This window comes from Colwellia sp. MB3u-45 (assembly GCF_014077005.1).
Lineage (GTDB): Bacteria > Pseudomonadota > Gammaproteobacteria > Enterobacterales > Alteromonadaceae > Cognaticolwellia.
This window is the reverse complement of the sequence record NZ_JACGVC010000053.1, coordinates 17904-32592: the sequence shown is the minus strand read 5'-3', so window position 1 is coordinate 32592 and position 14689 is coordinate 17904. Positions and strand designations below refer to the sequence as shown.

The 14689-nt window shown below is 39.0% G+C and carries 10 protein-coding genes; 9 read left to right on the top strand and 1 reads right to left on the bottom strand.

Annotated elements, in window-relative coordinates:
• The first annotated feature begins 19 nt into the window (after positions 1 to 19).
• From dnaN to H4J41_RS15335, 6 genes are all read left to right on the top strand, one after another.
• Positions 20 to 1123, top strand: coding sequence for a DNA polymerase III subunit beta (dnaN, locus tag H4J41_RS15360; RefSeq protein WP_182136207.1), 1104 nt, complete (start codon positions 20 to 22; stop codon positions 1121 to 1123).
• 15 nt (positions 1124 to 1138) lie between these two features.
• Entirely contained in the window at positions 1139 to 2236 is a 1098-nt protein-coding gene (recF, locus tag H4J41_RS15355; protein WP_182136206.1) for a DNA replication/repair protein RecF, read from the top strand.
• A 10-nt stretch (positions 2237 to 2246) separates the two neighbouring features.
• The gene (gene gyrB / locus H4J41_RS15350; RefSeq protein ID WP_220460986.1) at positions 2247 to 4691 is read left to right on the top strand and encodes a DNA topoisomerase (ATP-hydrolyzing) subunit B; all 2445 of its coding nucleotides are present in this window, start codon (positions 2247 to 2249) and stop codon (positions 4689 to 4691) included.
• Between the two features lie 341 nt (positions 4692 to 5032).
• Entirely contained in the window at positions 5033 to 5983 is a 951-nt protein-coding gene (gene glyQ, locus H4J41_RS15345; RefSeq protein WP_182136205.1) for a glycine--tRNA ligase subunit alpha, read from the top strand.
• On the top strand, positions 5983 to 8049 hold the full coding sequence (gene glyS / locus H4J41_RS15340; RefSeq protein ID WP_182136204.1) for a glycine--tRNA ligase subunit beta: 2067 nt from the start codon (positions 5983 to 5985) through the stop codon (positions 8047 to 8049). Before glyQ ends, glyS begins: the two co-directional genes overlap by 1 nt.
• 637 nt (positions 8050 to 8686) lie before the next feature.
• Entirely contained in the window at positions 8687 to 10135 is a 1449-nt protein-coding gene (locus tag H4J41_RS15335; RefSeq protein WP_182136203.1) for a M28 family peptidase, read from the top strand.
• A gap of 127 nt (positions 10136 to 10262) precedes the next feature.
• Here the strand turns inward: H4J41_RS15335 and tusA are convergent, their stop codons facing one another.
• Positions 10263 to 10511 carry a sulfurtransferase TusA gene (gene tusA / locus H4J41_RS15330; RefSeq protein ID WP_182136202.1) on the bottom strand — a complete coding sequence of 83 codons (249 nt, stop codon included), beginning with the start codon at positions 10509 to 10511 and terminating at the stop codon, positions 10263 to 10265.
• A 226-nt stretch (positions 10512 to 10737) separates the two neighbouring features.
• On the opposite strand from tusA, the gene H4J41_RS15325 reads away from it, so the two are divergent.
• The 3 genes from H4J41_RS15325 to H4J41_RS15315 all read left to right on the top strand — a co-directional run bounded on the left by H4J41_RS15325 (position 10738) and on the right by H4J41_RS15315 (position 14685).
• Positions 10738 to 12657, top strand: a complete 1920-nt coding sequence (locus H4J41_RS15325) for a transglycosylase SLT domain-containing protein (RefSeq protein WP_182136201.1) — start codon at positions 10738 to 10740, stop codon at positions 12655 to 12657.
• A gap of 72 nt (positions 12658 to 12729) precedes the next feature.
• Positions 12730 to 14049 carry a Xaa-Pro dipeptidase gene (gene pepQ / locus H4J41_RS15320; RefSeq protein ID WP_182136200.1) on the top strand — a complete coding sequence of 440 codons (1320 nt, stop codon included), beginning with the start codon at positions 12730 to 12732 and terminating at the stop codon, positions 14047 to 14049.
• A gap of 12 nt (positions 14050 to 14061) precedes the next feature.
• Entirely contained in the window at positions 14062 to 14685 is a 624-nt protein-coding gene (locus H4J41_RS15315; protein WP_182136199.1) for a YigZ family protein, read from the top strand.
• Positions 14686 to 14689: the final 4 nt, after the last annotated feature.

Here is a 14689-nt window from a genome sequence, read left to right as displayed (position 1 = left end):
AGTTACAAGTGAGTCAGAAATGAAATTTTCATTGAGTAGGGAATTACTGCTGAAACCTTTGTTATTGGTTTCTGGTGCTGTAGAGCGAAAAAGTACACTACCTATTTTAGGTAATATACTTTTTGATGTAAGTGGGCAGTCACTTACATTAACAGCTACTGATTTAGAGCTGGAGATGGTAGCTTATGCCAGTGTAGATAATCACGCAGAGGATGGAAAAGTCACCATTCCTGCTCGTAAGTTACTTGATATTTGTAAAAGCTTACCCGATGATTCTATGCTGACCTTTGAATCTGATAACGATGTGATAAAAATTAGCACAGGTCGTAGTAAGTATTCACTTTCAACCTTACCAGCCACTGATTTTCCTAATATTGAACAATGGCAAGGTGACGTAGAATTTAGTTTATTAAAGTCTGAATTATTACGCTTAATTGAAAGCACCCATTTTTCAATGGCAAACCAAGACGTGCGCTATTATCTCAATGGTATGTCGATAGAAACAGAAGGTCACGAAATACGCTCTGTTGCTACCGACGGACACCGTTTAGCTATCTGCAAAATATCTAATCAAGCGCTTGAACTCCCTGCTCGACAAGTGATTGTACCGCGCAAAGGTATTTTAGAGATTATTCGTTTACTCGACCCAGTTGATGAAGGTGTGCAGGTTTTTCTAGGCTCTAATCACATACGCATTATTGATAGCGAATTTTCATTTACCAGTAAACTGGTCGATGGTCGTTTTCCTGATTACCGTCGGGTATTACCACGTAACGGCGATAAAATTCTTAATGCCAACAAAGACGTACTTAGACAGGTATTGTCTCGTGCTTCGATTTTATCTAACGAAAAATTCAAAGGCGTTCGTCTTAACTTTGGCCGTACCGAATTAAAGATAACCGCGAACAACCCTGAGCAAGAACAAGCTGAAGAGGTGATTGAAATTGACTTTCCTTATGAGGAAGTTGAAATCGGTTTTAACGTTAGCTATGTTTTAGACGTACTCAATGCTATTAAAGAAAATGATGTTAAATTTACCTTAGCTGATGCTAACAGTAGTGTGGTTATTGAAGGTGGAGAATCTGGAGAAGCTTTGTATGTTGTTATGCCAATGCGTTTATAACAACGACCTATTATAATGAGTATTGGTAAATTAATTATTCAAGATTTACGAAATATTGAAAGTGTATCGGTTGAATTACATCCAGATCTCAATTTTATTATTGGTGATAATGGTAGCGGTAAAAGTAGTGTATTAGAGGCTATTTTCTATTTGGGGCACGGCAAGTCATTTCGTAGCTCAAAAGTGGAAAACTTACTTCAGCATACTAAGCCTAGTTTTACCGTCAGCGCTAAAACTCATAAAGATTGCCAGATGGGTGTACGAAAACTCTTTAATGGACAAAGTACAGCGAATACTGAAATACGTATAAATGGTCAAAAAGAAACAAAGTTTTCTGTGCTGGCAAAAAATATCGCTGTGCAAGTGATCACGCCAGAAAGTTTTAAAATATTTTTTGGTGGCCCAAAGCAGAGAAGAAGGTTTGTTGATTTAGGATTGTTTCACGTGAAACATTCATTTTCAGATCATTGGAGAGAATTTTCACGAATCCTTAAACAGCGTAATGCCTGTTTACGCAGTAAAACTTCGGGTAGCACGTTAAGCTATTGGACAGATGTCTTTATTGATAGCTCGCAAATAATAGCTAATCTACGAGCCAGTTATGTTGAGGAGCTGACTAAAGAATTAAGTTATTGGTTGAAAATAATGTTACCTTCAGTGTCAGACGATATTGTTATTCAATATTTACAAGGCTGGAATAGTAAGAAAAATTTGTACGATGTTTTACAACAATATAAAGAAAAAGAATTAGCTTATGGTTATAGCTTATTTGGCGCACAAAAATTTGATGTCCGTTTTTTATTAAGAGGTGCATCAGTCGATAACCAATTGTCACGTGGACAACAGAAGTTGTTTTTACTGGCGTTAACTTTTGCTCAAGCAAAACTAATCGAAAGAGTTAATCTAGTAAAACCAATTTTATTAATTGATGATGTAGGTGCAGAATTAGACATTCACTCTAGAGCGTTATTAAATAATGCAATAGCAGGAATTGAATGTCAGGTAATTGTAACCGCAATAGATAAAACAGCAGTGGAACAACTCGTTCCACAGAAAGAAAACTATAAAATGTTTCACGTGAAACATGGCAAACTATCAGTAATGAGTGAGTAGGCTACAAGCTATGACAATAGAAAATGAATATGACTCGGCTAGTATAAAAGTACTAAAAGGCTTAGATGCAGTTCGTAAAAGACCAGGGATGTATATAGGTGATACCGATGATGGCACAGGCCTTCATCACATGGTATTTGAGGTGTTGGATAACTCAATTGATGAAGCTCTTGCAGGTCACTGTACTGATATTATTGTTAAAATTCACATAGACGGCTCGGTATCTGTAAAGGATGACGGTCGTGGAATTCCAACAGAAATTCATCCAGAAGAGGGTATTTCTGCCGCTGAAGTTATCATGACAGTATTGCATGCTGGTGGTAAGTTCGGTGGTGAAGACTCAGGTTATAAAGTTTCGGGTGGTTTACACGGTGTTGGTATTTCAGTAGTAAATGCCCTCAGTAGTAAATTGAAACTAAATATTCGCCGAGCAGGTAAATTATTCGAACAATTTTATCACCACGGCATACCACAAGAGCCAATGAAACAGGTTGGCGAAAGTGATAAAACCGGGACAGAAGTCAGATTTTGGCCAAGTGAAGAGACCTTCACCGATGTGCTATTTCACTATGACCTACTGGTAAAAAGAATTCGTGAATTATCATTTTTGAATTCAGGTGTATCAATTAGACTTATTGATGAACGTGAAGAAGGTAAGTCAGATCACTTTCAATTTGATGGTGGTATTCAAGCCTTTGTTGATTATTTAAATACCAATAAAACGCCAGTTAATGAAGAAATTTTCTACTTCGATTTAGAACGAGAAGATGGCATTGTAGTTGAAGTGGCAATGCAGTGGAACGATGGCTTCCAAGAAAGCATTCATTGTTTCACTAATAACATTCCACAACGCGACGGTGGTACTCACTTAAGTGGTTTTCGTACCGCATTAACCCGTACGCTTAATAGCTACATGGTTAAAGAAGGTTTAAACAAAACTAAAAAAGGTGGCAGTACTGAAACCAGTGCCTCTGGTGACGACGCTCGTGAAGGCTTAACTGCGGTAATTTCAGTTAAAGTACCTGATCCTAAGTTCTCTTCTCAAACAAAAGATAAGCTTGTTTCATCTGAAGTTAAAACTGCAGTAGAACAAGCTATGGGCGAAAAATTAGGTGAATACCTATTAGAAAAGCCTTCGGTTGCTCGCACTATCATAATGAAAATTGTTGATGCAGCTCGTGCTCGTGAAGCAGCGCGTAAAGCAAGAGAAATGACTCGCCGCAAAGGGGTGTTAGATATTGCAGGTTTACCGGGTAAGTTAGCTGATTGTCAGGAAAAAGATCCAGCGCTATCTGAACTATATATTGTGGAAGGGGACTCTGCTGGCGGCTCTGCTAAGCAGGGAAGAAATCGCAAAAATCAGGCTATATTGCCATTGAAAGGTAAAATTCTTAACGTAGAAAAAGCGCGTTTTGATAAAATGATATCTTCTCAAGAAGTTGGCACGTTAATCACAGCGTTAGGTTGTGGTATTGGTCGCGATGAATATAACCCAGAAAAACTGCGTTATCACAGTATTATCATTATGACCGATGCTGATGTCGATGGTTCACACATACGAACATTATTACTGACATTTTTCTATCGTCAAATGCCTGAAATAATGGAACGTGGCTATATTTATATTGCTCAACCGCCACTTTATAAAGTGAAAAAAGGTAAGCAAGAACGTTACATAAAAGATGAAAATGGCTTAGTTGAGTATTTAACATCACTGGCATTAGAGAATGCAGAAATTCATGTTAATGAATCTGCACCGGCCTTATCAGGCTTATCATTAGAAAATTTAGTAAAACAGTTCCGTAAAACTCACGAAACTATTAAGCGCGTATCGCGTTTAATTCCTGCTGATATTCTAGAAAAGATGATCTACGGTGAATTAATTACCACTGAAGAATTCAAAACTAAAGCCAACGTTGAATCTTGGACCGCTGATCTACTAAAACAGCTTTCTGAGCAAGATGGTAATGGCTCTATCTATACGGTTGAAGTTAAGCATGATCAAGAACGCCATGTTTATTACCCAAGCTTTAATGTTCGTAAACATGGTATTGATACGGTTTATGATTGTGACTATGAATTTTTTGACTCAAAAGAATTTGCCTCAATTCAAAGTCTAAATAAAGCAGTGAATGGCTTAATGGAAGAAGGTGCTTACGTTAAACGTGGCGAAAAAATTAAGCAAATAACTGAGTTTGATGAAGCATTAAATTGGTTAATGGCTGAATCTAAACGTGGTCAATATATTCAACGTTATAAAGGTCTAGGTGAAATGAATCCCAATCAATTATGGGAAACTACCATGGATCCAGATTCACGTAGAATGTTACAGGTAACTATTGAAGACGCTATTGCAGCTGATCAATTGTTTACCACCCTGATGGGTGATCATGTTGAACCGCGTAGACACTTCATTGAAGAAAACGCGCTTAAAGTAGCTAACCTAGATGTTTAGCCTTTAAACTGTAGAGATAATAATGCCCGATTTGATGATCGGGCATTTTTGTTTCTAAGCAGGTATTTATAGATAAAAAATAGCTAATATCTAGTGCTAACATTTAGTAATACCATTGACTAATTATCTGCTGATCCTTAATGCTTAAAATGAAAAAATACAGTGTTGTAAATTTATCAGTTAATGACTGATAAATTTTATACCTTGTCTTTAGCCATTTTTCTTGATGAAAACTTAGATCACTTAATTAATTAAATTGCGATAAGCACACTAGGCTAATAAAGCGACAAACGGTATAATTAGCCTTATTTAATCCCATATAACTATAGATTCGGAATGTTATGAGTACGTTTAATATAAAGACCTTTCAAGGACTAATATTGCAGTTGCAAGATTATTGGTCACGCCAAGGCTGTGTAATAGTTCAGCCATTAGATTTAGAAGTTGGGGCCGGCACATTTCACCCGATGACATTTTTACGTTCTATTGGTCCTGAGCCAATGAGTAGTGCTTATGTGCAACCATGTCGACGTCCAACCGATGGTCGCTACGGTGAAAATCCAAATCGCCTACAACACTACTATCAATTTCAAGTCATGTTAAAGCCTTCTCCAGATAATATTCAAGAGCTTTACCTTGACTCGTTAAAAGAGATGGGTATTGATCCACTCGTGCACGATATTCGCTTTGTAGAAGACAACTGGGAATCACCCACCTTAGGCGCCTGGGGTTTAGGTTGGGAAATCTGGCTAAATGGTATGGAAGTTACGCAGTTCACTTACTTTCAACAAGTTGGCGGTATAGAGTGTGCACCTGTTACGGGTGAAATAACCTATGGCTTAGAACGCTTAGCCATGTATATTCAAAACGTAGACAGTATTTATGATCTGGTTTGGACTGATGGTCCTATGGGTAAAGTACTTTATGGCGATGTCTTTCATCAAAATGAAGTTGAACAATCTACTTATAACTTTGAATATGCTGACGTTGATGCCTTATTTAACACCTTTGATCAATGTGAAAAAGACAGTGAAAAACTGATCCAAGCAGGTTTAGCCTTACCGGCGTACGAACAAGTGATGAAAGCTTCTCATGCCTTTAACTTACTGGATGCTCGACACGCCATATCGGTAACAGAACGCCAACGCTATATATTGAGAGTAAGAGCTTTATCAAAAGCTTGTGCACAAGCCTATTACGCCAAACGTGAAGAGCTTGGCTTTCCGCTTTGTAAAAATAATTTAGCCAATGATAACTCAAGCAATAATAACTCAACTAAGGGACAGTCATAATGACAACAGAAACACTATTGATTGAACTCGGTACTGAAGAGTTACCACCAAAGTCGTTGAGAACCTTAGCTACAACGTTCTTTGAGCAAATTAAATTACAAATAGATGAAGCAAAACTTTCTTATTCTGATATTTATTGGTATGCGACGCCAAGACGTTTAGCGGTAAAGGTTGACAACTTAGTCGCTAACCAAGCTGATAAAGCCATTGAAAAACGTGGTCCTGCTGTTAGCGTAGCCTTTGATGCTGAAGGTAAAGCAAGTAAAGCTGCCGAAGGTTGGGCGCGCTCAAATGGCATCACTGTTGCTCAAGCAGAGCGTTTGGTAACAGATAAAGGTGAATGGTTACTTTACAAAACCATTGAGCAAGGCAAACATGTTGAGCAGTTAATTCCTGACATGGTTAACCAAGCTATTGCAAAGTTACCTGTACCTAAACCTATGCGGTGGGGCTCAGGTAGAACACAATTTATTCGTCCTGTGCATACGCTAACATTACTTTATGGTGCAAGTGTTATTGCCGGTGAATCGTTAAACATTCGCTCTAATAACTTAGTGACCGGTCACCGCTTTCATCATCACGGCTTAGTCGCGTTAGCACATGCCAATGACTATGAAAATGCACTAAAAGCAGCGCATGTTGTGGTTGACTATCAAGCACGTAAAGACACTATTCAACAACAAATTAATGCCGCGGCGATAGCCATTGGTGGATTCGTTTTACCGGATGACGAATTACTAGAAGAAGTGACTTCATTAGTTGAATGGCCAGTAGTATTAACAGGCAGCTTCGACAAAGAGTTTTTGAATGTACCTGCTGAGCCTTTAATTTATTCGATGAAAGATCATCAAAAATACTTTCCTGTCACTGATAGCGAAGGTAACTTATTGAATAAATTCATCTTTGTATCAAATATTGATAGCAAAGATCCAAGTCAGGTTATTAAAGGTAATGAGAAGGTTATTCGACCCCGTTTAGCTGATGCTGAGTTTTTCTTTAAAACAGATAAAAAACAATCACTTGAGTCAAGACTGCAAGGTTTAGAGTCGATGTTGTTTCAAAAGCAATTAGGCACAGTGAAAGCTAAGTCTGAACGTATTGCTAGTTTAAGTGCATTCGTTGCGGATAAAACTGGCGATGATACCGCTATAGCCTATCGCGCAGGTTTACTGAGCAAAACAGATTTAATGTCAGATATGGTGCTTGAATTTCCACAAGTTCAAGGCACCATGGGTAAGTATTATGCTCAGCATGATGGTGAACCGGCAGCTGTTGCACAGGCTTTAGAAGATCAATATCGACCTCGTTTCGCGGGTGATGTATTACCTGAACAAACCATAGGTTGCGCTGTTGCTATTGCTGATAAAGTCGATACCTTAGTCGGTATCTTTGGCATTAACCAAGCGCCTAAGGGGGATAAAGACCCGTTTGCTTTGCGCCGTGCGGCTATTGGCTTGATCCGTATCATCATTGAGAAAGATCTTAATTTAGATATTGCAGATTTATTAGCAAAAAGTGTTGAGCTTTATCAAGATAAATTAAGCAATCAAGACGTGACTCAACAAGTACTTGAATTTGTTTTTGGTCGCTACCGTGCTTATTATCAAGATCAAAATATTACGGTTGATGTCATACAAGCTGTGCTAGCTAACGCTCCGTCTTCACCATTGGACTTTGACAAGCGTATTCATGCGGTCACACATTTTAAAACCTTAGGTGAAGCGGCTACGTTAGCCGCCGCTAACAAGCGTGTGGGTAATATTTTAGTTAAATTTAAAGGTGAGCTTTTTAACGCTTTTAAAGCTGATTTAGCGACAGAAGCTGCTGAAACAGAGTTGGCCTCAGCTTTTTCAGTGGTTAATACTAAAATAGCACCATTAATGGCGACTAAAGATTATCAAAGTGCATTAACCGAATTAGCGGCGTTAAAGCAGCCCATTGATAACTTTTTTGATCATGTCATGGTGATGGCTGATGATGAACAAGTTAAAACCAATCGCTTGACCTTACTAAACGAAATTCGTAATAGTTTTCTTGCGATAGCGGATATTTCTTTATTGCAGTAATATTTGTGGTTGTAGCGTATTAAAAACTAAAAGGAATGCTAAGGCATTCCTTTTTTTTATCATTAAATCTTGCTTACACTGAGATTAATTTTGCCAAGAGGTATTTAGCTCGAACAATAAAAAATTCTGACTCTTACTCAATGGTGATTCTGTTGATTAAGTCGATTCAGTTAACTCAACTGGAAAACGGTAACTACTTGCGCCGTTCAGAAGCGTCTTTTGTAATATAAAATAATATATCAACAGGCTGTTTTAAGAACAAAATAGACATTTAGCTAACTGTGTCAGTGTTTTTTTGCTCTTGAGTTTGCAAAGCGTCCAGCACAACACTTTCAGCGTTTGCTAAAGTAAAATCTAAACTTAAACCTAGTCTTATAAGCCTAGCTAATGTTAACCAGCAGAGTTAAGTGTGGCAAAATTGACCGTATTTGAAGCTGATATTTTAGCTTGATAAAGTTTTGTGACCCGTCTAACTCGGAGCAATTGATCATTTAATTGTGAGTTCAATAGTGAGTTCGATAGTGAATTTAACCGTGCGTTGAATTGAATTATTAATAGGATGGATGAACCCGTTAAGCTTATTAAATGTGCTAATCTTTTACCAAAGTAATAATCACAATAATATTAGGTCGTCGTTATGTTTATATATTTTAGCAAAGTGAAGAGTATCTCGCTTACTGCATCGTTTAATGCTTTTTCTCGAAAAACTTTTGGGGTGTTATGTGCGTTTGCTACGGCTATACCTGTTTACGCTGCTACAGTGGTGCCGCCGAATGAGCAGTTGGTATTGCGTGAGATACAACAACAAGTAAGTGCAGAGAGACTGAAAAAAGATGTCACTACATTAGTTGGCTTTGGTACTAGGCATACTTTGTCAGAGACAAAGTCAGAGACAAAGTCAGATAGCCAAGGGATTGGCGCGGCACGTCGTTGGATTAAGTCAGAATTTGATGCAATTTCAGCACAATGTGGAGGCTGTTTAGAGGTTGTTTATCAAAAACAGACCTTTTCAGGAGAAAAGCGAATTCCTGAACCGACTGAAGTGATCAATGTTATCGCTATTCAGCGCGGCCAACTCGATCCCAATCGCTATATCGTGATGTCTGGTGATATAGACTCTCGAGTGTCAGACCCGCTTGATTACACCAGTGCCTCTCCAGGAGCCAATGATAATGCTTCAGGTGTTGCCGGAGTTATCGAAGCCGCTAGAGTGCTGTCCCAACATAAATTTGCCGGTACTCTTGTTTATGCTGCATTATCAGGAGAAGAACAGGGATTGTTTGGTGGAAAAATAATGGCGGGTATTGCCAAGAAAGAAGCTTGGCGTGTGGAAGCGGTTATTAATAACGACATGATTGGTAATATTTCAGGTATCAATGGCATTATCAACAATACAACCGCAAGGGTTTTTTCCGAAGGCGTTCGCTATGTTGAAACACCGGCAGAAGCTAAAAAACGCAGATTTACTGGCGGTGAAGTAGATTCGTCTTCACGAAATGTAGCTCGCTATATTGATAAAATTGCCGACCAATACATCCCTAACTTAGACGTTATGATGATATATAGATTGGACAGATTTGGTCGAGGCGGACATCATAGACCCTTTAATGCAGTTGGTTATCCTGCCGTGCGTATTATGGAAACTAATGAGCACTACGATCGTCAGCATCAAGACCTTAGAAGCGAAAATGGCCGAGCGTTCGGTGATGTTATTGCTGGTGTAGATTTTGATTTTACTGCGAAATTAACCTCGTTAAACGCTGTTACTATGGCCGCTATGGCTTGGGCGCCACCACCGCCGGCCAATACTGAAATTTCAGGGGCAGTTAAAGCATCAACAAGTTTAAAATGGCAGCGTCCAGCAGGGACTATGGCAAATAACTTAGCGGGTTACCGTGTTCATTGGCGATTGACCACAGAGCCAACATGGACAAAAAGCCAATATGTCGGTGATGTCACTGAATTTGAGTTAAAAAATATTGTAATCGATAACTATTTTTTCGGTGTTAGCAGTGTTGCAAAAGATGGTTTTGAAAGTCCAGTGGTCTTTCCTGGTCCTGCGGGATCTTTTGGGGGTTATGAATAACCATTTAAAAACTATGATAACAAGTTGATTTTATGGCTGAGTAACCAAGCGGTATAATTTTTTTGTTAAAAATAGCTCAAAAAAATTATTTGGCTTCAACTATTATGCACTGATCAGTAATTTAATGTCATAACCCTTTCTTAATAACGTATTGAAAAGGTATTTTTTTAACTTGTTGACTAATAAGTTGATGATCCATAAATCGACAAAAGCTTGGGATATCTCTTGCCGTTGACGGGTCATCAGCGCTCACAAGGAGGGTTTCACCTTCGGCCATTTTTCGTATTTTTAGCCGAAGCATCATTACTGGCTCGGGGCAGCGAAGCCCAATGGCATCTAATTGGTGGTCTGGAGCTGAAAAAGGGCAATCGGTCATGCTTTACCTTGCTAGGGAATAGGGTTTGGCGCTAATTTTAAAGCCTATTTACCATGACGCAACAATAAACTTACCTTGATTGTTTTTTTTCAATGGATTTTTAAGTATCTAAAACTGACTTCAAGAGCCAATATTGATAATTAAGCTAATAATTGTCTGTAATAAGCTTGCTTTGTCACGTTAGAGGTGAATAATTGATCCATGCTTATTTCTCCAAGGTCTTCTTATGCCGCTAGCTAGTTTCCGATTTTTTAAAACCGTCATCTTAAGTGCGCTATTAGTGAGTGCAGCAACTTTCGCTAATGATGAAAGCCAGCAGCGAAAAAATTTCTTGCAAGCCGAAAAGCAAACTTGGAATCACAACTCTGTTAGTTATCAAAATCTGTATAACCAACTACATTATTATCCGCTGCAACCTTATTTGGATCAGAAACGCTTAATGACCAACATGAAGTTGTCATCAGCGCCAGAGATAAGGGACTTTTTAGCAAAGTATAAAGGCACACCACTGGATTGGCCTTTAAGAAATAAATGGCTAACTTATTTAGCCAAACGTAAGCAGCGGGTACTTTTTCAAAACTTTTTCGAAGCCACTAGTGACGTTGAGCTAACCTGTCAGCATTATCGATTTCAGCTGCAATCTGGTGTGTCACCCACGAAAGTATTGCCAAAAGTAAGCTCGCTGTGGCTAGTAGGTAAGTCGCAGCCTAAAGTTTGTGACCCTTTGTTTAAGCAGTGGCAGCAAGCAGGGTATCGAACCAATGAGGTAATATGGCAACGTATCGTATTATCAGCGGATGGTGGTAAACATACTTTAATACCGTATTTAACTCGGTTATTACCAGAGAATGAGCAATATTTAGCTCAGCTTTGGCATCAAGTACGTCGCGACCCGTCATACACTACACACTTATCAAAATTTAAAAATAAAACCCAGAGAGAGGCGGAAATAGTCGCTTATGGTTTAAAGCGCCTAATATGGCGCGATCCAAAGCAAGCACTTGATACCTATCAATTAGCCCAGTTGTTGTTACCTTTTTCTGTGCAGCAACAGCAACAAATTACGTTAAAATTTGCCCTAGCGTTAGCCAGTAAAAATCATCTTGATGCGGCGACATGGTTAGCGAAAGTTGATGAAAACTTATTTACGAGTAACTTAACCCAGTGGTATATAACCGACGCTCTGCGTGATCAAAATTGGCAAAATATCAAAACTAAGCTGTTAAAATTACCTGAAATAGCACAAAACAGCCTGCAGTGGCAGTACTGGTATGGCAGAAGCTTGTTGGCCACTGATGAGTTAGTGGCAGGAAATTTACGCTTAAATAAGCTGGCGTTAAGCCGACATTATTATGGTTTTTTAGCCGCGAGTTATTTAAATAAACCGGCTAATTTTCAGAATATACCGCTCGTCGTTAGCGCAGACGAAAGAGCCTTAGTAACTAAAAGCCCTGAAGCAAAAAGAGCCATTGAGCTGTTTGCCATTGGTCGGTTTTATCACGCCCGTAAGGAATGGAATTATTGGTTGTCTAAACTCAGTAAGCGCGACAAGTTAGTTGCCTCTAAAGTTGCCAATGAAATGCAATGGTATGACAGGGCGATATTTACCTTAGCTAAAGTGGGGTATCTTAACGATGTAGGTTTACGTTTTCCATTGGGCTTTGAAAGTGAAATTAACCACTATGCGGGCCAGCAAAACATTAATCCAGCTTGGGCGTTTGCTATAACGCGTCGTGAAAGCTCATTTATGTCTGATGCTAATTCTCCAGCCGGCGCTAAAGGTTTAATGCAAATTATGCCGGGTACAGCAAAACAGCTGGCGCGCAAAAAAGTTTCTACTCGATATTTATTCAAAGCTAAAAATAATATTAAATTAGGCACAAAATATTTACGTGATTTACTCGACCGCCATGATGGCAATCAGGTACTGGCTACCGCGGCTTATAATGCCGGCCCTTATCGCGTAAGAAGTTGGTTAAAAAACGCTGAGTCATTACCTGCCGATGTTTGGATTGAAACCATTCCGTTTAAAGAAACCCGAGAATATGTTAAAAGCGTTTTAGCTTATCAGCAAATATACCAACACAAAGTAGGACAAGCGGCCTCTTTGTTTGACCAGATCATTGCAATGAATATAAACGAATAGCAGCACGCTTGCATTATAATATTGGGCTAAACAAGGTACAATTAACACCAAAGAAATTGAGAGAGTTACCAGATGAATACACTAGCTAGCCAATACCCAGCTCATGTAGCTGAGTTACAAAAACGAACTAAAACCGTATTAGCAAGAGAAAATCTTGAAGGTTTAGTCATTCACTCTGGTCAAGAAATTAAAGCCTTCTTAGACGATAACAGCTATCCATTTCGCGTTAACCCACACTTTAAAGCCTGGTTACCTTTAGTTGATGTTGCTAACTGTTGGTTATTGGTTAACGGTACAGATAAACCTACACTGATTTATTACCAACCAGTTGATTTTTGGCATAAAGTCATCGGTTTAGCGGATGATTATTGGCATGAATTTTTCGATATAAAAATTTTAGCTAAAGCCAGTGATGTCGACAAGTTACTGCCTTATGATAAAAAATCTTTTGCCTATATTGGTGCTCATATTGAAGTGGCGAAAGCGTTAGGCTTTGAGCATATCAATCCCGAGCCATTGATTAACTATTTTCATTTTCACCGTGCTTATAAAACCTCTTACGAACAAACGTGTTTGCGCCGTTCAAATGAGATTGCGGTTAAGGGCCATAAAGCAGCCAAAGCCGCTTTTTTCGATGGTGCCTCAGAGTATGATATCCAACATGCTTTTCTTAAAGCCACACAACATGTTGAAAGTGAAACACCTTATGGCAATATTGTTGCGTTAAATGAAAATACCTCTATTTTGCATTACACCGCTTTAGATCGCGGTGTACCACAAGCCCATCGTTCTTTTTTACTGGATGCCGGCGCTAATTTTAATGGTTATGCCGCTGATATTACTCGCACTTACTCTTTTAAGCGCGATCGTTTTGCTGAGCTAATTGCGCGCATGGATATTTTAATGTTGAATGCGGTTGACGCTTTAAAACCAGGGCTGAGTTATGTTGATCTACATATTGCCACTTATCGCGAAGTAGGTAAGGTATTACGAGAGTTTAACTTTATTAATGTTGATGTCGATACGGCGGTTGAAAGTGGTATTATTTCTACCTTTTTCCCCCATGGCTTAGGTCATCACTTAGGTTTACAAGTGCACGATGTTGGCGGTTTTATGGCTGACGAACGTGGAACTCACGTTAATACCCCAGAGCAACATGCTTTTTTACGGACGTCGCGCGTGATAGAAAGCAATCAAGTTTTTACTATTGAACCTGGCTTATATTTTATCAATTCTCTGCTAGCTGACTTAAAAAAATCTGCCCATGGTAAAATGGTTAATTGGTCAGAAGTTGATGCTATGCGGCCATTTGGTGGTATCAGAATAGAAGATAATGTCATTGTTCACCAGTCGCATAATGAAAATATGACACGAGATTCTGACTTAAACTAAGCGAAACTATTTGTGTCTAGACCATATGAAATAGCGGCCAAAGCGATTATTGATGAAACCATAGTCACGCGCAGCCGCTTTATTTGTTACCTTAAACCTTGCACCAGTGCTGCTGATGCCAAAGCGTTTATTAAAAGCTTACAAGTATTACATCCACAAGCTAATCATCACTGTTATGCTTTTATTGTTGGTCGGCCTGAAAATAGCCAATTATATGGCTTTTCTGACGACGGGGAGCCGTCAGGCACTGCCGGTAAACCTATGCTTAATATGTTAATGGGCAGTAATCTTGGTGAGCTTTGTGCTGTTGTTGTACGATATTTTGGTGGTACTAAGCTTGGACCTGGTGGTTTACAACGCGCATATGGCGGCAGCGTTAAGAAAGCACTGGCGAATTTACCGACAAAATTGAAAATTCCTATGGTACGCAAAACACTAGCGTGTCAATATGCACAAGTAAATGATGTTTTGCATTTTGTTGAGCAAATGGGTGGCGAAATTATCCAGCAAGACTACCATGAGAATGTTGTTCTGATACTCGCATTACCTGATGAAAAACTTGAGCTTTTCCAACAGCAATTGCAAACCATGTCCGCGGGACAGTTAACACTTCAACCTATAACTAAAAAGCAATAATAAA